This window comes from Kitasatospora sp. NPDC089509 (assembly GCF_044749365.1).
In the GTDB taxonomy this organism is placed as follows: domain Bacteria; phylum Actinomycetota; class Actinomycetes; order Streptomycetales; family Streptomycetaceae; genus Kitasatospora.
On sequence record NZ_JBIVHS010000048.1, the window covers coordinates 1 to 27,000 of the forward strand.

Consider the following 27,000-nt stretch of genomic DNA (forward strand, 5'->3'; position numbering starts at 1 on the left):
ACCTCCGCCGCGAACGGAGCGATCTTCGCCTCGGCCAGCGAACGCACCGCCTCACGGAGCATCTCGTGCTCCTCGGAGATACGGAAGAGATCGAAGTCAGAAGCCCCTGCGCTGCCCGCCATGATGCCTGCCTCGTCGTCCAGTGGCCGACGTCCGATCGACGACCGATCGACGCCCGAAACCCAGTCGAATCGCGGTTAACTACCGTTCAGTAGAGATCCTAGGGCTCCGACCTGCGGCTGCCTAGCGTCCCCCGGCGTGCGGGCGATCAGTACCGGCGCCACCGGGGCGGATAGCATCAGGGGCACCTCTACTGGTCGAACCCGCAACCCAAGGGGAACCCGTGACCCTGCGCATCTCCGTGATCGGCACCGGCTACCTCGGCGCCACGCATGCCGCCGCGATGGCCGAGTTCGGCTTCGAGGTGCTGGGTCTGGACATCGATCCGGAGAAGATCGCCACCCTCACCGCCGGCCGGGTCCCGATGTACGAGCCGGGCCTGTCCGAGCTGCTGCTCAAGCACGTGGCCGGGCACGAGGGCTCCACCGGGCGCCTGCGCTTCACCACCTCCGCCAAGGAGGCCGCCGAGTTCGGCGACGTGCACTTCGTCTGCGTCAACACCCCGCAGCGCAAGGGCGAGTTCGCCGCCGACATGTCGTACGTGGACACCGCGATCGAGGAACTCGCGCCGCACCTGACCCGCCCCGCCCTGGTGGTCGGCAAGTCCACCGTGCCGGTCGGCTCGGCGGCCCGGCTGGCCGAGCGGCTGGCCGCGCTGGCGCCGGTCGGCGCGGCCGCCGAACTGGCCTGGAACCCCGAGTTCCTGCGCGAGGGCTTCGCCGTCCAGGACACCCTGCGCCCGGACCGGATCGTGGTCGGCGCCCACAGCGAGCGGGCCGAGCGGCTGCTGCGCGAGGTCTACGCGGAGCCGATCGCGGCCGGGGTACCGTTCCTGGTCACCGACTACGCGACCGCCGAACTGGTGAAGGCCGCCGCCAACTCCTTCCTGGCCACCAAGATCTCCTTCATCAACGCGATGGCCGAGGTCTGCGAGGCGGCCGGGGCGGACGTCACCCTGCTCTCCACCGCGCTCGGCCACGACGAGCGGATCGGCCGCAAGTTCCTCAACTCCGGCCTGGGCTTCGGCGGCGGCTGCCTGCCCAAGGACATCCGGGCGTTCATGGCCCGGGCCGGCGAGCTGGGCGCCGACCAGGCACTGACCTTCCTGCGCGAGGTCGACTCGATCAACATGCGGCGCCGCTCCCGGATGGTCGAGCTGGCCCGCGAACAGTGCGGCGGCGGCTTCCTGGGCCGCCGGGTCGCCGTCCTCGGCGCCGCCTTCAAGCCCAACTCGGACGACATCCGGGACTCCCCCGCGCTCAACGTGGCCGCCCAGATCCAGCTCCAGGGCGCCCAGGTCACCGTCTACGACCCGAAGGCCGTGGACAACGCCCGCAAGATGTTCCCCTCGCTGGCCTACGCCGACTCCGCCCTGGAGGCCGCCGAGGGCGCCCACGTCGTCCTCCACCTCACCGAGTGGGCCGAGTTCCGCACCCTCGACCCCGCCGAACTCGGCGCCGTCGTCGCCGAACGCCGCCTCCTCGACGGCCGCAACGTCCTCGACGCCGACGCCTGGCGCGCCGCCGGCTGGACCTACCGCGCCCTCGGCCGCCCGAGCTGACCGGCTCCGCCCACCGAAAGCGCCCGCCCCCGGACCTCCGGAGCCGGGCGCTTCGCCGTCCGCGCCCTCAGGAGCTCGGACGCTCCCAGATGACGGTGTCGCCCGACCGCACCGAGGCGGCGACGAACGGCCCGCCGGACTTCACGTTCAGGTGCCACCCGTTGCTGAACACCACCCGCAGCGCACCGCTCCCGAACCCGACGGCCGACAGGACACTCGCCCCCACGGCCTGTCGGATCCGCGCCTCCTCGACCTCGTCGAGCCTGGTCGGCCGGGCGTTCGGAGCCGTCACCGGGCCCTCGCTCCACAACGCACCGGCACCGACCACGACCTCACCGGCCGGATCGAGCACAAAACGAAGCCCCTCACCCCGGGCGACATCCACCACACGGTGCCCCCGCAGCGGAAGGATCCGCCGATCCGGGGCGTCACTGGATTCATTCGACATGTGCACCACTGTTCCTCTGTCCAGCACTGCGGAACCCCGGGCCCCGGCCGTCGTTGGCACCGGCATGACGGACCACGGCGACGGGACCCGTCGCACCGACGGCGGCTCGTCCGTCCAGGTGAACGGAGTTCCCTCGAACCGGCGACATGCCCGTGCCCCTGACTATCCCGTCACGGACCGCCGGCGATCCGAACTCCTGTACAGCGACGAGGGATTGGCCGGCTGCCCGGCGGTTCGGGACGGATGCGGGCTGTGATCGGCTGAAGGCCTCACCACGGGCAGCCGGCCCGGTCGCGTCCTCTTCGGGAGAACCCATGCACAGATTCGTCTCCTCCAAGCGCACCGTCGCCTGGACCATCACCGGCGTCGTCATCGGCACCGCAGGCGCCCTGAGCGTGCCCGCCCTCGCGGACAACGCGCCCAGGCCCCGTGCTGCCAGCGTGCAGCCGCTCAGCCTGGTCTTCCCGGAGAGTGTCCTCCCGCCGCTCGAAACCGCGCACGGCAGCGCAGCACAGGTCCAAGACGCCGGCGGGAACGTGATCGGCACCGCGTACACCAACTGCGACAGGAACGCGCAGACCGCCACCACCCACACCGCGTTCTGCACCGGCCTCGTCCAGATCACCAACGGCGCCAGCGCCGCCAACGGGGAAATCGCCTTCAGCGCCGTCCTGCCCGTCGACACCCAGGCCACGGTGCCCGAAAGTGGCTACTTCCCCGGGGTTGTCGCCGGCGGCACCAAGGCCTTCGACGGCATCACCGGCGAAACCCACTTCGTGCTGCGCTCCGCGACCGTCCTCGACCTGAACTTCGGGTAGCCACAAGTCCGGACGAGCGGGCCACCGGACAAGTCCTAGCTGAACCGGTCGGCCGGGCCGAGGCGGGGGATCTCGATGGCGGGGCACTTGTCCATCACCATGGCGAGCCCCGCCTCCTGGGCCCGCTCGTACGCGGCTTCGTCGATCACGCCGAGCTGGAACCAGACGGCCTTGGCCCCGATGGCAGCCGCCTCCTCCGCGACCTGACCGGCGAGGTCGGAGCGGACGAAGACGTCCACGACGTCGACCTCGAAGGGGATGTCCGCGAGGGACGCGTACCCCTGTTCGCCGTGGACGGTCTCCGCCTTCGGGTGCACGGGCACGACGCGCTTGCCGAAGCGCTGCAGGACCTCGGCGACGCCGTAGGCCGCCCGTCGCCGGTTGGACGAGAGGCCCACGACGGCCCAGGTGTCGCCCGCCTCGGTGAGGATCTTCCGGACCGTCTCCGGGTCGCCGTACATGCCCTGCCTCCTCGCAGCCGGATGCCGAGAACTCACCAGACCCCAGCGCCAGCGCTCCCCCGGTCATTCCCTGCCCGGGCCGCCGGGGTCCCGATGGTGATGGACAGGTGTCCGGCCATCGAGATCCCGCGGCTGGGCTGAGGACGCCGGGGGCTCAGCCGTCGAGCTGGGCGAGGGTGGCGATGGAGGGGCGGCGGGCGGCGCGCAGGGAGGTGGCGACGGACTCGGCGTCGCGCAGGACGCGGACGGCGTTGTGCCAGGTGAGCTTGGACAGGTCGGCCTCCGACCAGTGGCGGCCGAGGAGTTCGGCGACCAGGTTGGGGTAGCCGGCCACCGAGTCGAGGCCCTCCGGGAGGAAGGCGGTGCCGTCGAAGTCGCCGCCGATGCCGATGTGGTCGATGCCGGCGACCTCGCGCATGTGGTCGAGGTGGTCGGCGACGGTGGCCGGGGTGGCGGTCGGGCGCGGGTTGGCGGCCTCGTAGGCGCGCTGGCACTCCATCGCGGGCGGGGTGGTGTCGAGCGGGTGGAAGCCGTGGGCGCGCATGTTGGCGTCGGCGGCGAGGGTCCACTCGATGGCGGCGGGCAGGATGAACTTGGGGACGAAGGTCGCCATCGCGATGCCGCCGTTGGCGGGCAGTTGGGCGAGCACGTCGTCGGGGATGTTGCGCGGGTGGTCGCAGACCGCGCGCGAGGAGGAGTGCGAGAAGACGACCGGTGCCTCGGTGACCCGCAGGGCGTCCCGCATGGTGTCGGCGGAGACGTGCGAGAGGTCGACCAGCATGCCGAGCCGGTTCATCTCCCGGACGACCTCCTCGCCGAACGCGGTCAGCCCGCCGGCCACCGGCTTGTCGGTCGCGGAGTCGGCCCACGGCACGTTGTCGTTGTGGGTGAGCGTCAGGTAGCGCACGCCGAGTTCGTACAGGGCGCGCAGGGTGGCCAGCGAGCTGTCGATCGAGTGGCCGCCCTCGGCGCCCATCAGCGAGGCGATCCGGCCTTCGGCGCGGGCGGCCTCCATGTCGGCGGCGGTGCGGGCCAGCCGCAGCCGGTCCGGGTAGCGCTCGACCAGGGCGTGGACGAAGTCGATCTGCTCCAGGGTGGCGCTCACCGCGTGGTCGCCGGCCAGCGAGGCGGGCACGTAGACGGACCAGAACTGGGCGCCGACCCCGCCCTCCGCGAGGCGGGCGAGGTCGGTGTGCAGCCGGTCGCTCTGGTCGGCGGCGAGGTCGAGCGCGCCGAGGTCGTACCCGGCCTGCTCGCGCATCGCCCAGGGGAGGTCGTTGTGACCGTCCACCACGGGGGCGGTGCGCAGCAGGGCGCGGGCCCGGTCCAGCGGGGTGAGGGAGTCCGTCGGAGAAGTCATACGGCTGTTCTACCCCACCCCGCCGCGGGGGTTACTTGCCGAATCCGAAGGAGGACGAACCGGCCACCTTGGCCCGGAGCTTCTTGCCCTTCTCGGTGGCCTGGTTGTTCAGCTCGGCCTGGAAGTCGGTCATCTTCTCGGTGAGCTCGGGGTCGAAGGCGGCGAGCATCCGGACGGCGAGCAGGCCGGCGTTGCGCGCGCCGGCCACCGAGACGGTGGCGACCGGCACGCCGGCCGGCATCTGGACGATCGACAGCAGGCTGTCCATGCCGTCCAGGTAGCGCAGCGGCACCGGCACGCCGATGACCGGCAGCGGGGTGACGGAGGCCAGCATGCCCGGCAGGTGGGCGGCGCCGCCGGCGCCGGCGATGATCGCCTTCAGGCCGCGCTCGTGGGCGTGCTCGCCGTACGCGACCATCTCGCGGGGCATCCGGTGGGCGGAGACGACGTCCACCTCGTAGGGGATCTCGAACTCGTCCAGGGCCTGGGCGGCGGCCTCCATGACCGGCCAGTCGGAGTCGGAGCCCATCACGATGCCAACGACTGGGTTCGTCATTCGGTGATCGTTCCTCGCAGGTAGGCGGCCGCGTGGCGGGCGCGCTCGCGGACGTCGTCGAGGTCGTCCCCGAAGACGTTGACGTGGCCGACCTTGCGGCCGGGCTTCACGTCCTTCCCGTACATGTGGATCCGCAGCCCGGGGTCGCGGGCCATGCAGTGCAGGAAGGCGTGGTACATGTCCGGGTAGTCGCCGCCGAGGACGTTGACCATGACGGTCCACTTGGCGCGCGGCCGGGGGTCGCCGAGCGGGAGGTCGAGGACGGCCCGCAGGTGGTTCTCGAACTGCGAGGTGACCGCGCCGTCCTGGGTCCAGTGCCCGGAGTTGTGCGGGCGCATGGCGAGCTCGTTGACCAGGATCCGGCCGTCCCGGGTCTGGAACAGTTCGACGGCGAGGTGGCCGACGATGCCGAGGTCGCCGGCGATCCGCAGGGCGAGCTGCTGGGCCTCGTCGGAGAGGGCGGGGTCGAGATCGGGCGCGGGGGCGGTGACCTCGGCGCAGACGCCGTTCTCCTGGACGCTCTCGACCACCGGGTAGGCGACGGCCTGCCCGCTGGGCGAGCGGACCACGTTGGCGGCCAGCTCGCGGACGAAGTCGACCTTCTCCTCGGCCAGCACGGGGACGCCGGCCAGGAACGGCGCCTGGGCCTCCTGCTCGTCGTCGACGACCCAGACGCCCTTGCCGTCGTAGCCGCCGCGGACGGTCTTCAGCACGACCGGGTACCCGGTGCCCTCGTCGGCGAAGGCGGTGACGTCGGCCGGGTCGGCGACGATCCGGTGCCGGGGGCAGGGCACCCCGATGGAGTCGAGCTTGGCCCGCATCACACCCTTGTCCTGGGCGTTGACCAGCGCGTCGGGACCGGGGCGGACGGCGATGCCGTCGGCCTCCAGGGCGCGCAGGTGCTCGGTGGGGACGTGCTCGTGGTCGAAGGTGATCACGTCGCAGCCGGCCGCGAAGCGGCGCAGGGTGTCGAGGTCCCGGTAGTCACCGAGGACGACGTCGGAGACCACCTGTGCGGCGGAGTCCTGGGGGGTGTCGGCGAGGAGCTTGAACCTGACCCCGAGCGGGATGCCCGCCTGGTGTGCCATGCGGGCCAGCTGCCCGCCACCGATCATGCCCACCACTGGAAAATTCACATTGCCCGGGGAAGTCACCACGCCAGGATATCCGGGCCGGTGGGGGGCCATGGAGCCGCGGTGGGGCGGTGAGTAGTGGACGCGCGTAGATGTCAACCCCTGCCCCGGACGGCTCAGCCGTTCGGTGGAAGCGGGTAGCCTGGACGGCTAGGTCCTCGTCCGCGCGGTCGGATCATGTGCGTGCACGCAGGGACCAAGGGTCGGCCCCGTCCCCGAGGGGCCGCCTTTCTTCCCGCAGGTACATGGAGGCCACCCGGTATGGCGACGACCGCAGAATCGAGCTCCCCGCTCGCGCAGAAACTGCGTGGGCTCAGGGGCGAGGTCGTGAAGTTCGGCATCGTCGGCCTGAGCGGCGTGGTGGTCAACTTCGCCATCTTCTGGTTCTGCATCAACGGCCTGGGCCTGGCCTCGCTGCGGTCCAACATCGCCGCGACCGTGATCGCGATCGCCACCAACTACCTCGGCTACCGCTACTGGCTGTACCGGGACCGGGACGCCGCCTCGCGCAAGCGGGAGATCACGCTGTTCCTGGTGTTCAGCGGCTTCGGCATGCTGATCGAGACCGGCGTGCTCGGCTTCTCGCAGTACGTGCTCGGCCTGGACTCGAACGTCGAGAAGATGGGCGCCAAGGTGGTCGGCCTCGCCATCGCCACCGTGTTCCGCTTCATCTCGTACCGGACCTGGGTGTTCAAGGCGCTGCCCGAGACCGAGCCCGCCGCTCCGGTTGCTCCGGTCGCCCCGGTTGCTCCGTCCGCGCCCGTACCGACCGGGCCGGCCGCGCAGGCCGAGCTGCTGCTGGCCACCGAGCAGATCCGGTACGCCCCCGCGGAGTAGCGTCCTCCCCCGCGGCGTGACGCCCCCCTTGCCGGGCCCGTGCCCGCGAGAGGACAGTGGTGACCGAGGGCGAGCACGGCCGGCGGACGATCGAGGCCCGGGGGGTCCCAGGAGGCTCGCCATGGCGTTCGTCCAGATCATCGACTGCAGGACCGAGAAGCTCGACGAGCTCAATCAACTGATGGACACCTGGGTCGCGCAGACCCAGGGGACCAGGACCGCCTCCCACGCGATGGTCGGCACCGACCACGCGGACCCCACCCATGTGGTGGAGATCGTGGAGTTCCCGTCCTACGAGGCGGCGATGCGCAACTCCGGGCTGCCCGAGACCGACCGGATCTTCCGCGAGATGGTGGCGCTCTGCGACGCCCCGCCCACCTTCACCGACCTGGACGTGGTCCGCGACATGAGCCTCGACCAGGCCCGCTGACCGATCACGTTCCCGCACCAGTGGCGCCGGGGCTCAGCGCCGGCCGCAAGCCCGTGCCCGCGACGCCGGGGCTCAGCGCGGCTGGTCCTCGTGGCTGCGGCCGAGGAAGAGCGCGAACACCGCGGGCTTCAGCGAGAGGAGCTCCAGCCGGCCGCCGTCCGCCTCCGCGAGGTCGCGGGCGACGGCCAGGCCGATGCCGGTGGAGTTGCGGCCACTGACCGCCCGCTCGAACACCCGGTTGCCGAGGTCGGCCGGCACCCCGGCGCCCTGGTCCTGCACCTCGACCACCACGGAGGTGCCGGAGGGGCGCACCCGCAGGGTGATCGTCCCGGCGCCGTGCATCAGCGAGTTCTCGATCAGGGTGGCCAGCACCTGGGCCACCGTGCCCGGGGTGCCGACCGCGGTGACCCCGTGCAGGCCCTCCAGGGACAGCACCCGGCCCTGCTCGCGCAGCGTCGGGCCCCACTCCTCCACCTGCTGCTTGATCACCTCGTCCAGGTCGAAGGCGACGGCGGTGGGGCTGCGCGGGTCGCGCTGGGTGGTGAGCAGCCGCTGGACGACGTCGGTGAGCCGTTCGACCTGCTGGAGGGCGATGGTCGCCTCCTCCTTGACGGTCTCCGGGTCCTCGGCGAGGGCGGTGATCTCCTCCAGCCGCATCGACAGTGCGGTGAGCGGGGTGCGCAGCTGGTGGGAGGCGTCGGCGGCGAGCCGGCGCTCGGCGGTGAGCATCCGGGCGATCCGCTCGGCGCTGGTGTCCAGCACCTCGGCGATCCGGTCCAGTTCGGGCACCCCGTACCGGCGGTCGCGCGGGCGCGGGTCGCCGGAGCCGAGCCGTTCGGCGGTCTCGGCGAGGTCGGTGAGCGGCCGGGCGAGCCGTTTGGCCTGCCAGACGGCGAGCGCCACGGCGGCCTGGACGGCCAGCAGGGCGACCACGCCGAGCAGCAGCAGGTTGTTGGCGATCTCGTGGTCGACGTCCTCGCGGGACTGCTCGACGGTGACGATCTCGCCGCTGGCGCCGCGCTCGGCCGCCCGCAGCACGTGGCTCCCGGTCGGGCGGTCGCCGGCCGAGAGCACCGGCTGGCCGGGGATCTGCACCTCGACGTAGCTGCCCTCGGTGACCTGGCTCTCGAAGACCCGGCCCTCCTTGACCCCCTCGCCCGCGGCGAGCCGGCTGTCGACCAGGGCGAGCACCCGGACGGCGGTCGCGTCCACCCGGTCCTGGGCCGAGCTGACGATGGTCCGCTTCTCGACCAGGGCGAGCGGCACGCAGAACACCACGACGACCACCAGGACGACGACCAGCAGCGAGTTGATCATCCTGCGTTTCACGCTGCTGCTCCCCGAGGTGTTCCGCTGCATCGGCCGCCGCCCGGCCACGATCTCCGTACGGGGCTAATTCTTCTCGAAGCGGAAGCCGACGCCGCGCACGGTGGCGATGTAGCGCGGGTTCGCCGCGTCGTCGCCGAGCTTCTTGCGCAGCCAGGAGATGTGCATGTCCAGGGTCTTGGTCGAGGTCCACCAGGTGGTGTCCCAGACCTGGCGCATGATCTCCTCGCGGGTGACCACCCGGCCGGCGTCCCGGACCAGGACGCGCAGCAGCTCGAACTCCTTGGCGGAGAGGGTCAGCTCCTCCTCGCCGAGCCAGGCGCGGTGGGACTCGATGTCGATCTTCACCCCGTGCGCGCCGGTGGTGAGCTGGTCGACGTTGCCGCGCCGGAGCAGGGCCCGGACCCGGGCGAGCAGTTCGGCGAGGCGGAAGGGCTTGGTGACGTAGTCGTCGGCGCCGGCGTCCAGGCCGACCACGGTGTCCACCTCGTCCGCGCGGGCGGTGAGCACCAGGACGGGGCAGCTCTTGCCGTCGGCGCGCAGGCGGCGGCAGACCTCAAGGCCGTCCATCTCGGGCAGGCCGAGGTCGAGGACGACGAGGTCCACCTCCTCGGTGAGGCCGGCGGCGAGGGCGGTGGGGCCGTCCTCACGGACGAGCACCTCATAGCCCTCGCGTCGCAGGGCCCGGGCGAGCGGTTCGGAGATCGCCGGATCGTCCTCGGCGAGCAGCACACAGGTCATGTGGTGATGGTAGTCGTCCCGGGTATGCCCGTCCCCCCTGTGAGGTAGTTCACAGAGTGTGATCGTTATACAAGGGCTCGGTGAGGGCCAATACAGCACTGCTGACCGGGCGTTCGGTAAAAAATCCCCGGTCTGATCTTTAAACCGAAGGAAGACACGCCGGTCTACCATCGATCACTCGGGCAGATCTGCTACCAACTTTGTTATTAAGCCCACTGATTCGCCTCGTTTGTCATCTGATAACGCCAAATATCGCCACGTAGAGTGGTTCGAGTCCACGTCCGCCGCCACCCCCCTAGGCGGACGCTGTCAGGCAAGGAACGACTACACATGGCGTCTACCACCCGGGCCGCCGACCTCGCGTCGGCCTCCCCCAGCGGCAAGACCTTCCTCGGGCATCCCCGAGGCCTCGCCACGCTGTTCATGACCGAGATGTGGGAGCGCTTCTCCTACTACGGCATGCGCGCCCTGCTGATCTACTACCTGGTCTCCGGCGGTGCCGACGCGGCAGCCGGCAGCCAGGGCGGCGGCCTCGCGATGAAGGCGACGATGGCCACGGCCATCTACTCCGTCTACGTGTCGATGGTCTACCTCATGGCCTACCCGGGCGGCTGGTTCGGCGACCGGGTCTGGGGCGCCCGCAAGACCGTCACCGTCGCCGGTTTCGTGATCATGGCCGGCCACCTCGCGCTGGCCGTCCCGGGCCAGGCGGCGTTCTTCGTCGGCCTGCTCCTGGTCGCGATGGGCTCCGGGCTGCTGAAGGCCAACATCTCCACGATGGTCGGCCACCTGTACGACGGCCCCGAGGACCCGCGCCGCGACGGTGGCTTCACCGTCTTCTACATGAGCATCAACCTCGGTGCCTTCGTCGCCCCGTTCATCATCGGAACGGTCGGCAAGGAGTACAACTGGCACCTGGGCTTCGCGCTCGCCGCGATCGGCATGGGCCTCGGCCTCACCCAGTTCCTGCTGGGCACCCGCCACCTGAGCCCGAAGAGCAGCAAGGTCCCCAACCCGCTGCTGCCCGCGGAGCGCAAGAGCCTGCTGGTGAAGGCCGGCGCCGTCGTGGTGGCCGCTGTGGCCTTCTACGCCGCCATCGTCGCGCTCGGCGTCTACACGCTGAACTGGGCGCTCGTCCCGCTGACCATCGCCGGTCTGGCCATCCCGGTCGTCGTGCTGGTCCGGATCAAGCGCGACAAGGACCTGGACGCCGGCGAGCAGTCCAAGATGACCGCCTACATCTGGTTCTTCGTCGCCGCCGCCGCGTTCTGGATGATCTACGACCAGGGCGGCTCGACGCTGTCCCTGTTCGCGGACAAGAGCACCGCGGACAAGGTCCTCGGCTTCGGCTTCTCGTCCACCTGGTACCAGTCGCTGAACCCGCTGTTCGTGATGGCGCTCGCGCCGGTCTTCGCCTGGCTCTGGATCTGGCTGTCCCGCCGGAACAAGGAGCCCAACACCATCGTGAAGTTCTCGATGGGCCTGGTGCTCATCGGCGCCTCGTTCTTCATCTTCGTCGTCCCGATGAACATGGCCGGCGACGGCACCAAGGTCTCCCCGATGTGGCTGGTCTCGATCTACATGATCCAGACCATCGGCGAGCTCTGCCTCTCCCCGGTCGGCCTCTCGGTCACCACCAAGATGGCGCCGCAGAAGTACGCCTCCCAGATGATGGGCGTCTGGTTCCTCGCGGTCACCGCCGGTGACTGCACCACCAGCCTCCTCTCGCTGGCCGGCGTCAACATGGACGGCACCTCGGTCATCGCCTTCCAGGCCGCGATGGCCGCCCTCGCCGGGTTCGCGGTCTTCAGCTACCGCAAGAAGGTCCAGTCCCTCATGGGCGGCGTGCACTGACGCCCGCCCACTGAGGCCCCGGGGCCGCCGTGGATCCGATGGATCCGCGGCGGCCCCGGCCGTTTTCCCGGGCCGGTTAATCCCTCGACGGGGGCGGCCTCCGTCTGCCTATGGTCCCGGCATGACAACCGAATCGCTGTCCCACTCGCTGCCCGGCTCACTGCCCGGTTCACTGCCTCGCCAGTTGGCCCGCACCCGGCGTTTCACCCTGGGCGCGCCCGTCCGGCCGGAGCCCACCGCCGACGGCGCCACCGTGCTGTTCCTGCGCAGCCGGGGCGGTGCCGACCCGATCAGCTGCCTCTGGGCGCTGGACGTCGGCAGCGGTGCGGAGCGGCTGGTCGCCGACCCGGTCGCGCTCGGTGCCGCCGGGGGGATCGGCTCCTACAGCACCGACGGGGCCGGGGTGCTGGCCGCGTTCGCGCTGGACGGCGGGGTGTGGCTGGCCGACGTCCGGACGGGGTCGGTCCGTCGGGTCGTTTCCGGTTGTTCGGTCGAGGACGTGCGGCTCGACCCGACCGGACGGCGGATCGCCTACGTCAGCGGCGGTGCGCTGCGGGTGGTCGACGTCGACGGCGCCGGGGACCGCACGCTCGCCGGGCCCGAGGCCGAGGACGTCGCGTACGGCCTGGCCGAGTACGTCGCCGCCGGCGAGATGCACCGCGACCGCGGGTACTGGTGGTCCCCCGACGGCAGCGCGCTGCTGGTCGCCCGGGTCGACGACCGGCCGGTCGGCCGCTGGTACCTCGCCGACCCGACCGACCCGGGACAGCGGCCGCGCGCCATCCGCTACCCGCTGGCCGGCACCGCCAACGCCGAGGTCACGCTCTGGCTGCTCGGCCTCGACGGCGGCCGTACCGAGGTCCGCTGGGACCGTGCCGCCTTCGAGTACGTCACCGCCGCCGGGTGGGACGGCCACGGGCCGTACGCCGCCGTACAGAGCCGCGACCAGCGCACCGTGCGCACCCTGGCGATCTCGGCGGACGGCACCACCCAGGTACTCGCCGAGCGTTCGGACCCGCACTGGGTCGAGCTGCTCCCCGGTCTGCCGGTCCGCACGGCGGGCGGCGCGCTGGTCGACACGGCCGACGACGGCGACACCCGGCGCCTGACCGTCGACGGCGAGCCCGTCACCCCGGACGGGCTGCAGCTGCGCGCCGTCCTCGGTACCGAGGGCGAGCAGGTGCTGTTCACCGCCTCGACGGAGCCCACCGAGACCCACCTGTGGACGTACGAACCGGGCGCCGGCATACGGCAGTTGAGCAGCGGCCCGGGCCTGCACGACGGGGTGCGGCGTGGCGGCACCCTGGTCCTCACCACCCGCTCCCCCGGCGGCGGCACCACCGTGCTGCGCGACGGGAGCACGCCTCTTCTGCTGGTCTCGCACGCCGAACCGCCGGTCGTCACCGCCCGGCCGGAGCTGCTCCGGCTCGGCCCGCGCGAACTGCGCGTCAACCTGTTCCTGCCCACCGACCACCGACCGGGCGACGGCCCGCTGCCCGTCCTGCTCGACCCGTACGGCGGACCGGCCATGCAGAAGGCCACCACCAGCGGCGCCTGGCACGAACAGGTGTCGCAGTGGTTCGCCGACCAGGGCTTCGCGGTGCTGGTGGTGGACGGCCGCGGCACGCCGGGGCGCGGGCCGCTGTGGGACAAGTCGATCTGGGGCGACAAGGCCGGGCCGGCTCTGGAGGACCAGATCGAGGCCCTGCGAGCGGCCGCCGAACTCCGCCCCGGACTGCTCGACCTCGACCGGGTCGGCATCCGCGGCTGGTCCTACGGTGGCTTCCTCGCCGCCCTCGCGGTGCTGCGGCGCCCGGACGTCTTCCACGCCGCCTCCGCCGGAGCCGCCCCTACCGACCACCGGCTGTACGACACCCACTGGCAGGAACGCTTCCTCGGCCACCCCGACCGGTTCCCCGAGCACTACGACTCCTGCGACCTGATCGCGGAGGCCGCGAAGCTGAGCCGCCCATTGCTGCTGATCCAGGGGTTGGCGGACGACAACGTCTTCCCCGTCCACGCCCTGCGGTTCTCCAGTGCCCTGCTCGCCGCCGGCCGCCCGCACGAGGTGCTGCCCCTGCGCGGCACCGGCCACCGGCCGACGGACGAGGCGGTGGTGGAGAACCTGCTGCTGCACGAACTGGGCTTCCTGCGGCGGTCGCTGGGTGCGTAGCGAGCCCGAACGCGCAGGAAGTCGGCCGGGCCGACTTCCTGCGCCGGTGCTCAGCGTCCGAGCGGGTTCTCCGGGGAGTCGAGCCACACGGTGTGGGCGGCGTCCGGGGTGACGGTGAGGCCGAAGCGCTCGGGACCGGGGCGGCCGTGGCCGTCCCAGCGGCGCCAGGCGGCCTCCACCTCGTCCCACAGGTTCCGGGGGCCGGACTGGTGCACCTCGTACGCGGTGCGGCCCCGCTCGTAGTCGACCGAGGCCCAGGAGAGGGTGTCCCGGCTGTGGAGCCACAGCGTGTACGCGCCGTCCTCGTAGTGCTCCGCCCGCCAGAACACTCCGGGCACGGCGGCCCCGATGACGAACTGCTCGAACCGGCCGCCGGTGTCCGGCGGGGCCAGGGTGGTGGTGGTCCGCACGCCGTCGGCGGGCCGCTCCTGGCCGCGCAGGTAGTCCGCTGAGGACCGGCGGTCGGTGCGCTGTCGGCGCAGCCGCATGAACGCCGAGCCGCGGCTGAACCGGCCGCTCGCGCCGGTGCCGTCGGCGTTCACGGTCAGCCGGACGATCTGCTCGCCGCCGTACTCGGTGCCGAAGGGCGCCACGATGATCCCGCCGGGGGCGGTCTGGGCCAGCCAGGCCGGAGGGATCTCCAGCACGGAGCAGGTGGTGATGATGCGGTCGTAGGGAGCGCCCTCCGGCCGGCCGTGCCGTCCGTCGCCCTCCACCACGGTCGGGGCGAGTCCGGCCCGTTCCAGGTTCTCCCTTGCACCATGAGCAATGCCGGGGTCGAACTCGACGGTCACCACGTTGGCGTCGCCCAGGCGGTGAGCGAGGAGGCCCGCGGTCCACCCCGTACCGGTGCCGATCTCCAGCACCCGGTCCCCCGGGCGGACGTCAAGGTCCTGCAGCATGGAGAACACCATTGAGGGCATGGAGTTGGACGAGCTCGGTGTCGTACCGAGCCCGTCGCCCTGGTGGTCGCCGTCGTCCCACTGCGTGGTCAGCGGGATGTCCGAGTAGACCGCCCGCCGCCAGGCCCCGGGATCCTGCGACCGGTCCACCACGGGGTTCCGCCGGGTGCCGTCCGCGACGCCCGGCCAGATGCGATCCGGGACGAACAGCTCGCGCGGTACGGCCTCGAAGGCCGGGAGCCACTCCGCAGTGAGCGCGCCGCCGGCCGCCAGCGCGGAGGCCAGCCCCGGAGGGCCCGCCTTCACGTGCGTCGCGCCGATCAGGGCGGCTTTGGCGTCGGCTACGGACTCATCTGAAGTAACGGTCACTGCAACTCCTGGTGATGGCTGCCGATCCTGCCTGCCGGGCCCTGGACCTTCCGGCAACCCGAAGAACTGCTGGATTCCAAGGCCAGGTAGTTTCAACTGTCTTTCTCAGCAGGCAAGTTGAATGCTAGCGCGCCTTCCCGCCAATCCGACGGCCGCCCTGAGGTGCCCTCCATCGCCCAAGCCATGCCTCGCCAGAAGAATCCCCCGGCCCCACGCTTTCAGGTGGCGTTGCGGCCTGCGGTCATGCCCAACGACGACATCGAGGACGACGCCACCGTCAAAGGCCGGCAGCTCAGTGGACCGAGCCTCATCAGCCGTTCGGGTGAAGCCGTCAAAGTCGAACAATGCGCTTTCGGGAACGTCCGGTTCGAGACGTGCGACCTCACCGGGGCTCAGTTCGCCAACGTCGTCATTCAGCCCGGCGTCAGCTTCGACAGTCGCACGCTGTTCGACGCCTATGCTCCGACTTTCGACGCGGCGTGGAGCGCCGCGCGACCGGTCGAGAAGGGCTGATCACGTGGCACGGACGGAGTTCTACGACGATCCCGCCGCACCCGAACCGAACCGGCTGGTCGTGGCAGCATCCGCAGTGGTGACGGATGCCGACGGGCGGATCCTGCTGCAGCGGCGCGCTGACAACGGCCTGTACGCGCTGCCGGGTGGGGCGATGGATCTCGGTGAATCACTGCCCGGCACGGCCGTCCGGGAGGTCCGCGAGGAGACCGGCCTCGATGTCGAGATCACCGGGCTCGTCGGCACGTACACCGATCCCCGGCACGTGATCGCCTACTCGGACGGTGAGGTCCGGCAGCAGTTCAACGTCTGCTTCACCGCCCGGATCACGGGCGGGGAACTGCGGATCTCGGAGGAGTCGACCGACCTCCAGTTCGTTGCTCCGAGCGACATCGAGGGGTTGCCGATGCACCACACCCAGCGTCTCCGGCTGCAGCACTTCCTGGAACGCAGGGCAGTTCCCTACCTCGGCTGACGCAGAGGCCAACACTCGGCGGGGGCGGTCAGGCGGAGTAGTGCTCGTGCGGGGTGGCCCGGGCCCAGACGGCTTCGAAGGCCGTCGAGACCATCTTCACCGTGGCCGGGTCGTCGTCGAACGCGTGCCCCGCCCAGTCTCCGTCCCCGGTGAACCAGTGGAACAGGACCAGCCGCTCGTCGATCAGCCACAGGTCGTTGCCGGGCAGGGGTATGTCCGAGGCCAGTCGCCGTGGGAGCCAGCGGACCTGTTCTCCGGCGCCCAGGTTGAGCGGCGTGACCGCGTGCTCCCACCGGATGTAGTCGGTCACCGGCTCGGAGACGATCCGGGCGCGGCGCATCACCACTCCCCGGGCCACGGTCTCCCGCACGATCCCCAACCAGTCAGCCCAGTAAGGGTCGTTCGGATCAAGGTCCGCCTTCCCCGTGCGCCGGAAGTCGGCGAAGATGTCGGACTCGTCACCGACCGCGTACAGGTCGCGCATCTCCAGGTGGACGGCGCTTCGCCGCGCCTGCCGCAGCAGGGCCGCGAAATCGGGAACCGGCTGCTCTTCCTTCGCCATCGCCATGCCTTCCGCTCGACCGCGTACTTCTGGCTCCGGGCCCGATTCTAGGATTCGCGGCATGGCAACAAGACTCGTGCAGATCAATATGAAGGCCCAGGACGACTCCGTGCTCGGCCGGTTCTGGGCGGAGGCACTCGGCTGGGGTGTCGACAGCGAGGGACCCGGCGTGACGAACCTCGAACCCGTGGGCTTCGCCTACCCCGACCCCACGGCCGTCTGCATCGACATCATCACCCGCCCCGAACCCAAGACGGTGAAGAACCGGGTGCACATCGACCTGGCCACCACCTCGGCCGCCCATCAGGTGGAGTTGGTCGCGCGTCTGAAGGACCTCGGCGCAACCCTCGCTGACGTTGGCCAGGGCGATGTCCCCTGGACGGTCCTGGCCGACCCGGAGGGCAACGAGTTCTGCGTCTTGGAGCCTCGTCCCGTCTACCGGGACACCAGGCCGATCGCCGCGGTGGTGGTCGACTGCGCCGACCCGCGCGCGATGGCCCGGTTCTGGGGCGAGGCGACGGACTGGACGGTGCACGAGGTCGCCGACGACCACGCCTCCCTGCGCTCCGCCCAAGGCGTCGGCCCCTACCTGGAGTTCGTGCGCAATCCCGATATCAAGAGCGGGTGGAATCGCGTCCACCTCGATGTCGCTCCCTACCGCGATGGCGACCCGGCGGAAGAGGAGTCCCGACTGCGCGCCCTGGGCGCCACCGACCCTGGCATCGACCAGTCCTCGATCTCGTGGAGGATTCTGGTCGACCCGGAGGGCAACGAGTTCTGCCTCCTCAGCCCTCGCTGAAATGTTGAGCATCTGAGCGCGCAGGAAGTCGGGCAGGCCGACTTCCTGTGCGGGGGCCCGTTCCGCACTGACAGGCCCTCGCCCAAGGGGTGGGCGAGGGCCTTCGTGGGGTGGGTCACGGGTGGTGGTCGTCGGGGTCGTCGGGGCGGGGCGGCATGTTGAGGGTGGCGACGACACCGAGGGCGACGGTGGCGATCGCGAGGGCGAGGAGGGCGAGGAGGATCGCGCCGACGAAGAACTTCACCGGTGCCACGCCTCGTCGCGCTCCAGGTCGCGGAGGAGGTGGAGGAGGTTGAGCAGAGTGCTGACGGGGGCGTTGCCGAAGTCGACCAGGATGCGGCCGTCGAGGGTGGTTTCGGGGGCGCCGGCAGAGCCCCAGAGGAGGCCGTAGGGGAGGCCACGGCGGTGCAACTCGCCGAGGAGAACGGTGATCTGGGACTTGGTGTAGTCGCGCATCCGGGGGTCGTCCGGGGCGATGGGGTCGCGGGTCACGCGTCGGAGTCCAGCTCGTACCAGGTGGTCTTGCCGCGCTTCTGCGGGTCGACGCCCCAGCGGTCGGTGAGGCCCTCGACCAACTGGAGGCCCCGGCCGGACTCGACGAGGTCGGAGGCCGTGCGCAGCTGCGGGAGGGCGTCGCTCTCGTCGGAGACGGTGACCCGGAGGGTTCGGTCGAGGATGGAGAACCAGACGACGGGCGCGGGGGTCTCGCCGTGGCTCCAGGCGTTGGAGATGAGCTCACAGAGGGCGAGTTCGGCGTGGAAGACGGTGTCGGCGCGCCAGCGGCCGCTGTGGGTCATGGCGTCCCGCAGGGCCTGACGGGAGATGGCGAGCGAGGGGGTGTTACGGGTGCACACGGGAACCTCCATGAGGCTGTGGTGTGGGGAGAGGCGCACCGCGGAAGCTCAAGGCACCAGGCAGTGCTGACGATCCGTCGGATCGAGCTGAACACGACGATAGCGCGGCCCGCCACAGATTTGTGGCGGGCCGCAAGAAGTTCCCTCTAACGTGGCAGTGCCTCTGCGGCAGACTGGTCCCACGACCAGCAGAGAGGACGCCATGGCGCTTCGATCGAACCCGACTCTCCGCCAACTACGGCTGGGTGCGGAGCTGCGTAGGATGCGGGAGCAGGCGGGACTCGGCGGCAGTCAACTCGCCCGCGCCCTGGGCATCAACCCCGCTCACGTGACGCAGATGGAGAGCGGCAAGACCGGCATCAGCGTCGAGCGCCTGCGTACGATCGCCGCGTTGTGCATGTGCGCCAACGAGCCTCTGATCGAGGCGCTGGCGGAGATCATCACGGATCGCGAAAAGGGAGGTTGGTGGGAGGAGTATCGCGGGACCCTCTCAGGCGACTTCCTTGAAGTCGCCGAAGTCGAAGGCCATGCACTCAAGCTCACGACTTACACGATGGCCTTCATCCCCGGGCTTCTCCAGACCAACGCATATACCGGTGCCGTCTTTGATCGCTCCCTGACACCGCTCCCTCGCCACGAGGTCGACCAGAGAACGACCTTCCGAATGCGACGGCAGGAGGTGGTTCGCTCGGGCGCAACGCCGTACACCGCTTACATCCATGAAGCGGCTCTACGCATGCAGTTCAGTGGGCCCGCGATTCAGGCCGAACAGCTTCGCAGCCTCATCGAGGACTCCGAGCGGCCGACCGTCGCAATCCGAGTCGTGATGTTCGACGTCGATGCCCTTCCGCTCAACTACGAAAACTTCACCTACGTCGAAGGGTCGATCCCGGAACTGGACACGGTGCAGACGGACTCCAGCGTCGGCAACGTGCTCTTCGATGCTCCGGCTCACCTCGCCAGGTTCCGATCTATGCTCGCCCGGCTCGATTCGGCGGCCATCTCGGAAGACGACTCCCGAGATTTCATTCGATCCATCAAGAAGGACATGGAAAGCAAGGATGCTTAACTCCACCTGGAAGAAATCCAGTTACTCAGGCGCAAACTCCGACTGCATCGAGGTGCGGACCGCCGAAGGGACCGTCGAACTTCGCGAGTCCGACGAAGGGGATGTCGTCGTCCGCACCACCCGCCTCCGCCTTGCCGCTTTCCTCCAAGGCGCCAAGGCCGGCGAGTTCGACCACCTCACCACCACCCCCTGAACAGCACGTCGCCCCGTCGAGCACCTGCTCGACGGGGCGACGAGAAGCAGCTGGCCGGTCTTGGAATGTCAGGAAACACCCGTGCGCGCGGCGAACTCCCGCACGCCGGCCACCGCAGCCGGCGCGTACAACAGATCCGCCGTGAGCGCCCGCAGAGCCGGCCTGCGCACCTCCTCCGGAGCGACCTGCTCGGTGAACCGCAGCGCCGCGAACGTCTTGCGGTGGTCGCCGAGGTAGTGCCACATCCGCGCGCAGTCCGTGCCGTACCGGGCCATGCGCTCGACTGTCGGCAACTGCCCGGGCGCGATCCGCGCCGCGTACGGCACCCCCTCATCGGGGGTACCCATCGCCGTGTGCACACCGATCCAGTACAGATTCACTTGAGCACTTGTGGCGTCGACCGTGAACAGCGGGGCGTTCGGCCGAACGCCGGCACTTGTCAGGCGGTCTACCGCATCGCTCGCACCCTCCATGAGGTCGAGAGCGTCACTTCGGCGCTGCCCACACGCCGCCGTGTAGGCGGCGGTCATCAGCAGGGTCGCCGCCACGGCCCGGGACACATCGTCCCGGGCGGTGGAAAGCGAGCCAGCGGTGCGACGCAGGAGATCGACTGCGGCGGCCGGGCGGCCGGAGCGCCGCATCGTGATCGCCAGCACGCGAGCCGCCTCACCGTGGACCACCGGGTCGCCGCTGCCCTGCGCCGCCGCCAAAGCCCGGTCCGCTGCCGGCCACGCGACATCGGAATGAGCCTTCAAGGCAAGTTCGGTCGCCAACACCCAAGCCCGGGCCACGCACGCATGGGCCTCCTCACGGGACCGGCCGGACAATGCGTCGCGGGTCGCCTGCGCCGAGCCCAGCAAGCCGGGCAGGAGGTCGCCGAGATGCCGGTAACGAGCCGTCGTGAACTGCGCACGTGCCGAGGTCAGCGAGGCCTTGAGCTGCTGCAACCTTGTGGGTACGGACGTTTCAGGTTCGTACAGGGCCCTGACGATCCGGGCCGACGCATCCGGGCGGGCGGCGGACGCCGAGGCAGCTGGGAGGGCTGACGCCCCGGCCGCCGCCATGCCAGCCACGAGCAGTTGCCTGCGGAGCATGGCGTCCTCCTGATTCAGGGTCACATCCTTTGTCAGGGTAGCTGGTCGCCCCAGTCCGACAGCCTCAAGCGGCAGGTCCAACGCCCGGGCGATCAGCAGAAGGGCCTGCTCGGTCGGGCGGAGAGCGCCCGCCTCGACCCGGCTGATCGCGGATGCCGAGTAGCCGCACACCAGGCCCAGCTGGGCCTGGGTCATTCGCCGTGCACACCGGGCAGCCCTGATGGCGGTCCCCAGCCGACGCTGATGTGACACGGTGTGTCCTTTCGACTGCGACGAGTCCTCACCGTATCGGCGGAAACGGTTGCCCCGGCAGGGCGCTCGCGGGGTGTGCGGGGCACGCACACCCCGTGCGGACGCCCCTCAGCTCCGCCCGCTTCCGGCCCTCAGCGGGGTTCTCTGGGTGTTGCCCGGCCGGCGCACCTCAGCCACTCCGTTCCGAGGGGAGACGCCATGAGCTCCGTCCTGCTCGACAAGTCCGACTCCGAGACTGCGCCCACTACCGCCCCGGCGCCCAGTACGCTGCTGGAGCGGGCCGACCAGCCCAGCGCCCGCACCTGCCCGGTCTGTGGATCGGGCGCCACCTACCAGACGATCGACGGCCGATGGGGCTGCACCGCGTGTGGCTCCACCTGGGCCTGACCCGGGAGGACCCCATGGCGGCCTGCACGCAGTGCTCCGCTCCTGCGGTGATCGAGGATCTCGACGCTCAGCCGCCGAAGCCCTGGTGCCTCGGATGTGCGACCGCGCTCGTGCGAGCCGGTGACCCTGTGCTCAACTACCGCCCGCTCAGCGGCGAAAGCGAATACCAGCGCATCCTGGCCGGCGGCAGCACCCAGGTCCTGCCCTTCGGCTGACAGACACACCGGAGCGGCCCGCTCCCTGCGCGCAGGGAGCGGGCCGCTCGTGACGTGGTCGGGGGCTCAGACCTCGCGGACGCCCGCCCGCCAGACGGCCGCCGTCAGGGGCACGCCCGGGCGGTACGCCAGGTGCACATGCGACGGCGCATCCAGCAGCAGCAGGTCCGCTCGCGCACCCACCGCCACCGTCCCCACATCCGTCCGGCGCAGCGCGTGCGCGCCGCCCGCCGTCGCGGCCCAGACGGCCTCGTCCGGGGTCATGCCCATCTCCCGCACCGCCACCGCAACACAGAACGCCATCGAACTCGTAAAGCTCGACCCCGGGTTGCAGTCCGTGGACAGCGCCACCGTCGCGCCCGCGTCCAGCAACCTGCGCCCGCTCGGGTACTCCGCCCGCGTGGAGAACTCCGCCCCCGGCAGCAGCGTCGCGACCGTCGCCGACCCCGCCAGCGCCGCCACGTCCTCGTCCGTCAGGTGGGTGCAGTGGTCCGCTGAGGCGGCCCCCAGCTCGACCGCGAGCTGCACGCCCGGCCCGTACGTGAGCTGGTTGGCGTGCACCCGGGGCGTGAGCCCCTTCTCGATGCCCGCCGTCAACACCGCCCGCGCCTGGTCGCCGTCGAAGGCGCCCTTCTCGCAGAACACGTCCACCCAACGGGCGTGCGGCGCACAGGCGTCCAGCATCTCGCCGGTCACCAGGTCCACATAGCCCGCCGGGTCCTCGGCGTACTCGGGGGCCACGATGTGAGCACCCAGGTACGTCGTCTCCGGCGTGTGCCGGGCCGCGATCCGCAGCGCCCGTGCCTCGTCCTCGACCGTCAGCCCGTAGCCGGACTTGCACTCGATCGTGGTGGTGCCCTGGCGCAGCGCCTCCCGGACGAACCCGGCCAGGTTCGCCTCCAGCTCGGCATCGCTCGCCGCCCGCGTGGCCGCCACCGTGGTCCGGATGCCGCCCGCCGAGTACGCCTGCCCGGACATCCGGGCGTTGAACTCGGCGGTGCGGTCACCCGCGAACACCAGGTGGGCGTGCGAGTCGACGAAGCCGGGCAGCAGCGCCCGGCCCTCGGCGTCGAAGCGCTCGTCCGCCGCCGGGGCTTGGGCCGCCGGGCCGACCCAGGCGACGGTGTCGCCGTCGATCACCACGGCCGCGTCGGTCAGCAGGCCGAGCGGCCCGCCGCCCTGCCCGGGGTCGTTGGTGACCAGGCTGCCGATGCCAGTGATCAAGGTGGTCTTGCTGCTCAAGACAACGCCTTCCGAGGGGAGTTGAACGGGGTCAGTAGTCGAGTGCGCCGATGGCGGAACGCAGCGCCCCCGGCACGTCGGCCACCAGCTGGTGCACGCCGTCCCGGACGACGTGCCGACCGCCGACCACCAGGTGCCGCACGTCCGCCGCCGAGGCCGCGAAGACCGCGATCTCGGCGCCGAGCCGGGGCGGCGGCCCCGCTGTACGGACGGAGTCCAGCGCGATGGTCGTGAAGTCGGCGAGCGCCCCGGCCTCGATCCGCCCGGCCTCGGGCCAGCCCAGCGAGGCGTGGCCGTCCTCACTGCCCGCCCGCAGCAGCGCGTTGGCCGTCCAGTGCCCGCGGGTGCGGGTCCGCAGCCGCTCGTCCAGCTCCAGCGCCCGGGCCTCCTCCCACGGGTCGATGACCGCGTGGCTGTCGCTGCCCAGCGAGATCGGGCTGCCCGCGGAGGCGAGCCGGCGGGCTGGGCCGATGCCGTCGGCGAGGTCCCGCTCGGTGGTGGGGCACATGCAGACGGTGGTCCCCGAGTCCGCGAGGAGCTTGACGTCCTCGTCGGTGAGGTGGGTGGCGTGCACGGCCGAGGTGCGCGGGCCGAGCGCGCCGTGGTCGGCGAGCAGCCGGGTCGGGGTGACGCCGTGCGCGGCGAGGCAGGCGTCGTTCTCGGCGGTCTGCTCGGACAGGTGGACGTGCAGCGGCGCCTTGCGCATCGCCGTCCAGTGCGCGACGGTGCCCAACTGCTCCGCCGGGACGGCTCGCACCGAGTGGATGGCGGCGCCGATCCGGGCGTGCTCGCGCGGCTTGAGCGCGTCCGCCCGGGCGGCCCAGGCCTCGGCGTCGCCGTCGCTGAACCGCAGCTGGGGGTGGGTCGGTTCGGCGCCGAAGCCGGCCGACAGGTAGCAGGTGTCCAGCAGGGTGATCCGGATGCCGGCTCGGCCCGCCGCCTCGATCAGCGCCTCGCCCATCGCGTTCGGGTCGCTGTAGCGGCCGCCACCGGGCGCGTGGTGCAGGTAGTGGAACTCGCCGACGGCGGAGATCCCGGCGAGCGCCATCTCGGCGTAGACGGCCGTGGCGAGCGCCAGGTAGCGGTCCGGGTCGAGCGCGCCGGCGAACCGGTACATGGTGTCCCGCCAGGTCCAGAACGTCCCGGAGCCGACCTGGACGTGCCCGCGCAGCGCCCGGTGGAAGGCGTGCGAGTGGGCGTTCGCCTGGCCGGGCAGCAGCAGCCCGTCCAGCCGGACGGCGCCGGGCGGGCAGGGCCCGCTGTCCGGCTGCACCCGGGTGATCCGGCCGTCCGGGCCGACGACGATCAGCACGTCCGACTCGACCACCGGGCCGTTGTGGTGCGGCAGCCAGGCGTACTCCGCCCAGTACGTCATCGGGGCCGTCACTGACACGCCAGGTCCTCCAGTACGTCGGCGAGGGCGGAGACCCCGGCCAGGCAGTCGGCCACCTCGGCGTGTTCGGCCGGGGAGTGCGAGACGCCGGTGGGGTTGCGCACGAACAGCATGGCGGTCGGGATGGCGGACGCCAGGATGCCGGCGTCGTGTCCGGCACCGGTGGGCAGCACCGGGGCGTCGAGCAGCTTGGCGAGCCGGTCGCGCAGCGGGCCGTCGAAGTCCACCACCGGGGTGTAGGACTCGCGGGTCAGCTCGACCCGGACGCCGTCGCGGTCGCCGCGCTCGGCGGCGGCCCGCTCGATCTCGGCGACCAGCTCGGTCAGGGTGCGCTCGTCGGCGGCCCGGGAGTCCAGCCAGCCGCGCACCAGCGAGGCGATCGCATTGGTGCCGTTGGGCTCCACCGCGACCTTGCCGAAGGTGGCCAGCGCGCCCGCCAGCTTCGCCTTCTTGCGGGCGGCGAGCACGGTGTTGGCGTAGGTCAGCATCGGGTCCCGGCGGTCCTCGATCCGGGTGGTGCCGGCGTGGTTGGCCTCGCCGTGGAAGTCGAACCGCCAGCGGCCGTGCGGCCAGATCGCCCCGGCCACGCCGACCGGCTGCCCCTCGGTGAGGTAGCGGCCCTGCTCGACGTGGAGTTCGACGAAGGCGCCGATCCGGGACAGCCGCTCGTCGTCCGCGCCGAGCGCGGTCGGGTCGTAGCCGGCCTTCTCCATCGCGTCGGGCAGCCGCAGGCCGTCGGCGTCGCGCAGCTCGTAGGCGGCCTCGCGGGACAGCACCCCGGCGGTCAGCCGGGAGCCGATGCAGGCCACGCCGAACCGGGCGCCCTCCTCGTCACCGAAGTTGACGATCGCCAGCGGCTTGGTGAACTCGGCTCCGCGGGCGCGCAGTTCGTCCAGCGCGGCGAAGGAGGAGACCACCCCGAGCGGGCCGTCGAAGGCGCCGCCGTCCGGGACGGAGTCCAGGTGCGAGCCGGTGACGACCGCGCCCTCGCCGTGCGGATCGCCCAGCCAGGCCCACTGGTTGCCGTTGCGGTCCAGCTCGTACGTCAGGCCGCGGTCGCGGGCCTGCTGCTCGAACCAGGCGCGGCACTCGGCGTCGGCGGAGTTCCAGGCGAAGCGGCGGTAGCCGCCGGAGGCGGCGGAGCGGCCCACGGGGAGCAGCTCCGCCCACATCTCTTCGAACGACGGAACCGTCACAGCTCACCCATGGGAACGCGAACACCGCGCTCGGCGGCGACCTCGGTGGCCCGGTCGTAGCCGGCGTCCACGTGCCGGATGACGCCCATGCCCGGGTCGTTGGTGAGCACCCGGCGGATCTTCTCGCCCGCGAGCGCCGTGCCGTCGGCGACGGTGACCTGGCCGGCGTGGATCGAGCGGCCGATGCCGACGCCGCCGCCGTGGTGGATGGACACCCAGGAGGCGCCGGAGGCCACGTTGACCATGGCGTTCAGCAGCGGCCAGTCGGCGATCGCGTCCGAGCCGTCCAGCATCGCCTCGGTCTCGCGGTACGGGGAGGCCACCGAGCCGCAGTCCAGGTGGTCGCGGCCGATCACGATCGGCGCGGACAGCTCGCCGGAGGCGACCATGTCGTTGAAGCGCTCGCCGGCCTTGTCGCGCTCGCCGTAGCCGAGCCAGCAGATCCGCGCGGGCAGGCCCTGGAAGTGCACCTTCTCCTGGGCCATCTTGATCCAGCGGTGCAGCGACTCGTTCTCCGGGAAGAGGTCGAGGACGGCCTTGTCGGTCTTGTGGATGTCCTGCGGGTCGCCGGACAGCGCGGCCCAGCGGAACGGGCCCTTGCCCTCGCAGAACAGCGGGCGGATGTACGCCGGGACGAAGCCGGGGAAGGCGAACGCGCGGTCGTAGCCAGCGAGTTGTGCCTCGCCGCGGATCGAGTTGCCGTAGTCGAAGACCTCGGCGCCGCGGTCCAGGAAGCCGACCATCGCCTCGACGTGCGCGGCCATCGACTCGCGGGCGCGCTGGGTGAACTCGGCGGGCTTGGCGGCCGCGTAGTCGGCCATGTCGTCGAAGGCGACGCCGACCGGCAGGTAGGCCAGCGGGTCGTGGGCGCTGGTCTGGTCGGTGACGATGTCGATCGGCGCGTCCATCGCGAGCAGCTGCGGGACCAGCTCGGCGGCGTTGCCCAGCACGCCGATGGAGAGCGGCTGGCGCTTGTCGCGGGCGGCGGTGGCCAGCTCCAGCGCGTGGGAGAGGTCCTTGGCCTCGACGTCCAGGTAGCGGTGCTCGATCCGGCGGGCGATCCGGGACGGGTCGCAGTCGATACAGATCGCCACGCCGCCGTTCATGGTGACGGCCAGCGGCTGGGCGCCGCCCATCCCGCCGAGGCCGGCGGTGAGGGTGATGGTGCCCTCCAGGGTGCCGTTGAAGCGCTTGTTGGCGACCGCGGCGAAGGTCTCGTAGGTGCCCTGGAGGATGCCCTGGGTGCCGATGTAGATCCAGGACCCGGCGGTCATCTGGCCGTACATGGTGAGCCCGAGGCTCTCCAGCCGGCGGAACTCCTCCCAGTTGGCCCAGTCGCCGACCAGGTTGGAGTTGGCGATCAGCACCCGCGGCGCCCACTCGTGGGTCTGCATCACGCCGACCGGCCGCCCGGACTGGACCAGCATGGTCTCGTCCCGCTTGAGCCCCTCCAGCGTCCGCACCATGGCGTCGAAGGAGCGCCAGTCCCGGGCCGCCTTGCCCGTGCCGCCGTAGACGACCAGCTTCGACGGGTGCTCGGCCACCTCGGGGTCGAGGTTGTTCATCAGCATCCGCAGGGCGGCCTCCTGCTGCCACCCCTGCGTCGTGAGCCCCGTCCCGCGCGCCGCACGCACCTCACGCGGCCCGCTCGCCTGCTGCTGCACCAT

The 27,000-nt window shown here is 71.2% G+C and carries 29 protein-coding genes and 2 pseudogenes; 13 read left to right on the forward strand and 18 right to left on the reverse strand.

Annotated elements, in window-relative coordinates:
- A pseudogene (locus tag ACIP4P_RS44480) lies at positions 1-122 on the reverse strand (acyl-CoA dehydrogenase); the annotation flags it as partial.
- A gap of 221 nt (positions 123-343) precedes the next feature.
- Here ACIP4P_RS44480 and ACIP4P_RS44485 point away from each other — a divergent pair.
- Entirely contained in the window at positions 344-1,681 is a 1,338-nt protein-coding gene (locus ACIP4P_RS44485) for a UDP-glucose dehydrogenase family protein (RefSeq protein WP_400930055.1), read from the forward strand.
- A gap of 67 nt (positions 1,682-1,748) precedes the next feature.
- Here ACIP4P_RS44485 and ACIP4P_RS44490 read toward each other — a convergent pair whose 3' ends face one another.
- Complete coding sequence (locus tag ACIP4P_RS44490) at positions 1,749-2,129, reverse strand: DUF6188 family protein (protein ID WP_400930141.1); 381 nt, start codon at positions 2,127-2,129, stop codon at positions 1,749-1,751.
- Between the two features lie 314 nt (positions 2,130-2,443).
- On the opposite strand from ACIP4P_RS44490, the gene ACIP4P_RS44495 reads away from it, so the two are divergent.
- Positions 2,444-2,947 (forward strand): hypothetical protein, encoded by a 504-nt coding sequence (locus ACIP4P_RS44495; RefSeq protein WP_400930058.1) that lies wholly within the window; start codon positions 2,444-2,446, stop codon positions 2,945-2,947.
- Between the two features lie 35 nt (positions 2,948-2,982).
- Here ACIP4P_RS44495 and ACIP4P_RS44500 read toward each other — a convergent pair whose 3' ends face one another.
- The 4 genes from ACIP4P_RS44500 to ACIP4P_RS44515 form a co-directional block, all read right to left on the reverse strand.
- Complete coding sequence (locus tag ACIP4P_RS44500; RefSeq protein ID WP_400930061.1) at positions 2,983-3,408, reverse strand: CoA-binding protein; 426 nt, start codon at positions 3,406-3,408, stop codon at positions 2,983-2,985.
- A 154-nt stretch (positions 3,409-3,562) separates the two neighbouring features.
- Entirely contained in the window at positions 3,563-4,768 is a 1,206-nt protein-coding gene (locus ACIP4P_RS44505; RefSeq protein WP_400930064.1) for a dipeptidase, read from the reverse strand.
- Between the two features lie 31 nt (positions 4,769-4,799).
- Positions 4,800-5,324, reverse strand: coding sequence for a 5-(carboxyamino)imidazole ribonucleotide mutase (purE, locus tag ACIP4P_RS44510; protein WP_350518160.1), 525 nt, complete (start codon positions 5,322-5,324; stop codon positions 4,800-4,802).
- A complete protein-coding gene (locus ACIP4P_RS44515) occupies positions 5,321-6,460 on the reverse strand; it encodes a 5-(carboxyamino)imidazole ribonucleotide synthase (RefSeq protein WP_400930144.1) in 1,140 nt (379 codons plus the stop codon). Before ACIP4P_RS44515 ends, purE begins: the two co-directional genes overlap by 4 nt.
- A gap of 258 nt (positions 6,461-6,718) precedes the next feature.
- On the opposite strand from ACIP4P_RS44515, the gene ACIP4P_RS44520 reads away from it, so the two are divergent.
- Together ACIP4P_RS44520 and ACIP4P_RS44525 are read left to right on the forward strand one after the other, a co-directional pair.
- Complete coding sequence (locus ACIP4P_RS44520) at positions 6,719-7,294, forward strand: GtrA family protein (protein WP_400930066.1); 576 nt, start codon at positions 6,719-6,721, stop codon at positions 7,292-7,294.
- Positions 7,295-7,415: 121 nt separating this feature from the next.
- Positions 7,416-7,715 (forward strand): annotated as a pseudogene (locus ACIP4P_RS44525) (ester cyclase); the annotation flags it as partial.
- A gap of 81 nt (positions 7,716-7,796) precedes the next feature.
- Here the strand turns inward: ACIP4P_RS44525 and ACIP4P_RS44530 are convergent.
- On the reverse strand, positions 7,797-9,053 hold the full coding sequence (locus ACIP4P_RS44530; protein ID WP_350518157.1) for an ATP-binding protein: 1,257 nt from the start codon (positions 9,051-9,053) through the stop codon (positions 7,797-7,799).
- A gap of 63 nt (positions 9,054-9,116) precedes the next feature.
- Entirely contained in the window at positions 9,117-9,791 is a 675-nt protein-coding gene (locus ACIP4P_RS44535) for a response regulator transcription factor (protein ID WP_030290974.1), read from the reverse strand.
- A 330-nt stretch (positions 9,792-10,121) separates the two neighbouring features.
- Between ACIP4P_RS44535 and ACIP4P_RS44540 the strand changes: the two genes are divergently transcribed.
- Positions 10,122-11,645 (forward strand): peptide MFS transporter, encoded by a 1,524-nt coding sequence (locus tag ACIP4P_RS44540; RefSeq protein WP_400930069.1) that lies wholly within the window; start codon positions 10,122-10,124, stop codon positions 11,643-11,645.
- Positions 11,646-11,766: 121 nt separating this feature from the next.
- Positions 11,767-13,818 (forward strand): prolyl oligopeptidase family serine peptidase, encoded by a 2,052-nt coding sequence (locus ACIP4P_RS44545; RefSeq protein ID WP_400930072.1) that lies wholly within the window; start codon positions 11,767-11,769, stop codon positions 13,816-13,818.
- 50 nt (positions 13,819-13,868) lie between these two features.
- Here ACIP4P_RS44545 and ACIP4P_RS44550 read toward each other — a convergent pair whose 3' ends face one another.
- A complete protein-coding gene (locus ACIP4P_RS44550; RefSeq protein WP_400930075.1) occupies positions 13,869-15,089 on the reverse strand; it encodes a methyltransferase domain-containing protein in 1,221 nt (406 codons plus the stop codon).
- Between the two features lie 243 nt (positions 15,090-15,332).
- Here ACIP4P_RS44550 and ACIP4P_RS44555 point away from each other — a divergent pair, with 243 nt between their 5' ends.
- The gene (locus ACIP4P_RS44555; RefSeq protein ID WP_400930078.1) at positions 15,333-15,602 is read left to right on the forward strand and encodes a hypothetical protein; all 270 of its coding nucleotides are present in this window, start codon (positions 15,333-15,335) and stop codon (positions 15,600-15,602) included.
- Between the two features lie 4 nt (positions 15,603-15,606).
- Complete coding sequence (locus tag ACIP4P_RS44560) at positions 15,607-16,077, forward strand: NUDIX domain-containing protein (protein ID WP_400930081.1); 471 nt, start codon at positions 15,607-15,609, stop codon at positions 16,075-16,077.
- 28 nt (positions 16,078-16,105) lie between these two features.
- Here ACIP4P_RS44560 and ACIP4P_RS44565 read toward each other — a convergent pair whose 3' ends face one another.
- Positions 16,106-16,645: a DUF6879 family protein gene (locus tag ACIP4P_RS44565; RefSeq protein ID WP_400930084.1), complete on the reverse strand. Its 540-nt coding sequence runs from the start codon at positions 16,643-16,645 to the stop codon at positions 16,106-16,108.
- 55 nt (positions 16,646-16,700) lie between these two features.
- Here ACIP4P_RS44565 and ACIP4P_RS44570 point away from each other — a divergent pair, with 55 nt between their 5' ends.
- Entirely contained in the window at positions 16,701-17,438 is a 738-nt protein-coding gene (locus ACIP4P_RS44570) for a VOC family protein (RefSeq protein ID WP_400930087.1), read from the forward strand.
- 115 nt (positions 17,439-17,553) lie between these two features.
- On the opposite strand, the gene ACIP4P_RS44575 is transcribed toward ACIP4P_RS44570, so the two are convergent.
- From ACIP4P_RS44575 to ACIP4P_RS44585, 3 genes are read right to left on the reverse strand one after another with little or no spacing between them, the layout of a single operon-like run.
- Positions 17,554-17,691: a hypothetical protein gene (locus tag ACIP4P_RS44575; RefSeq protein WP_400930090.1), complete on the reverse strand. Its 138-nt coding sequence runs from the start codon at positions 17,689-17,691 to the stop codon at positions 17,554-17,556.
- Positions 17,679-17,930, reverse strand: coding sequence for a hypothetical protein (locus ACIP4P_RS44580; protein ID WP_400930093.1), 252 nt, complete (start codon positions 17,928-17,930; stop codon positions 17,679-17,681). The genes ACIP4P_RS44575 and ACIP4P_RS44580 overlap by 13 nt, the downstream gene beginning before the upstream one ends.
- Complete coding sequence (locus ACIP4P_RS44585) at positions 17,927-18,292, reverse strand: ATP-binding protein (protein WP_400930096.1); 366 nt, start codon at positions 18,290-18,292, stop codon at positions 17,927-17,929. The genes ACIP4P_RS44580 and ACIP4P_RS44585 overlap by 4 nt, the downstream gene beginning before the upstream one ends.
- A gap of 202 nt (positions 18,293-18,494) precedes the next feature.
- Here ACIP4P_RS44585 and ACIP4P_RS44590 point away from each other — a divergent pair, with 202 nt between their 5' ends.
- Entirely contained in the window at positions 18,495-19,361 is an 867-nt protein-coding gene (locus ACIP4P_RS44590; protein WP_400930099.1) for a helix-turn-helix domain-containing protein, read from the forward strand.
- On the forward strand, positions 19,354-19,554 hold the full coding sequence (locus ACIP4P_RS44595; RefSeq protein WP_400930101.1) for a DUF397 domain-containing protein: 201 nt from the start codon (positions 19,354-19,356) through the stop codon (positions 19,552-19,554). The genes ACIP4P_RS44590 and ACIP4P_RS44595 overlap by 8 nt, the downstream gene beginning before the upstream one ends.
- A 68-nt stretch (positions 19,555-19,622) precedes the next feature.
- On the opposite strand, the gene ACIP4P_RS44600 is transcribed toward ACIP4P_RS44595, so the two are convergent.
- Positions 19,623-20,900, reverse strand: a complete 1,278-nt coding sequence (locus ACIP4P_RS44600) for a helix-turn-helix transcriptional regulator (protein ID WP_400930104.1) — start codon at positions 20,898-20,900, stop codon at positions 19,623-19,625.
- Between the two features lie 198 nt (positions 20,901-21,098).
- Between ACIP4P_RS44600 and ACIP4P_RS44605 the strand changes: the two genes are divergently transcribed.
- Positions 21,099-21,287, forward strand: a complete 189-nt coding sequence (locus ACIP4P_RS44605; RefSeq protein WP_400930107.1) for a hypothetical protein — start codon at positions 21,099-21,101, stop codon at positions 21,285-21,287.
- 47 nt (positions 21,288-21,334) lie between these two features.
- A complete protein-coding gene (locus ACIP4P_RS44610; RefSeq protein ID WP_400930110.1) occupies positions 21,335-21,502 on the forward strand; it encodes a hypothetical protein in 168 nt (55 codons plus the stop codon).
- A gap of 66 nt (positions 21,503-21,568) precedes the next feature.
- Here the strand turns inward: ACIP4P_RS44610 and hutI are convergent, their stop codons facing one another.
- The 4 genes from hutI to hutU are packed head-to-tail and all read right to left on the reverse strand — an operon-like array spanning position 21,569 to position 27,000.
- Positions 21,569-22,744: an imidazolonepropionase gene (hutI, locus tag ACIP4P_RS44615; RefSeq protein ID WP_400930113.1), complete on the reverse strand. Its 1,176-nt coding sequence runs from the start codon at positions 22,742-22,744 to the stop codon at positions 21,569-21,571.
- 31 nt (positions 22,745-22,775) lie between these two features.
- Positions 22,776-24,119, reverse strand: coding sequence for a formimidoylglutamate deiminase (locus ACIP4P_RS44620; RefSeq protein WP_400930147.1), 1,344 nt, complete (start codon positions 24,117-24,119; stop codon positions 22,776-22,778).
- Between the two features lie 8 nt (positions 24,120-24,127).
- Positions 24,128-25,309, reverse strand: coding sequence for an allantoate amidohydrolase (locus ACIP4P_RS44625; protein WP_400930150.1), 1,182 nt, complete (start codon positions 25,307-25,309; stop codon positions 24,128-24,130).
- A 20-nt stretch (positions 25,310-25,329) separates the two neighbouring features.
- Positions 25,330-27,000: a urocanate hydratase gene (hutU, locus tag ACIP4P_RS44630; protein WP_400930116.1), complete on the reverse strand. Its 1,671-nt coding sequence runs from the start codon at positions 26,998-27,000 to the stop codon at positions 25,330-25,332.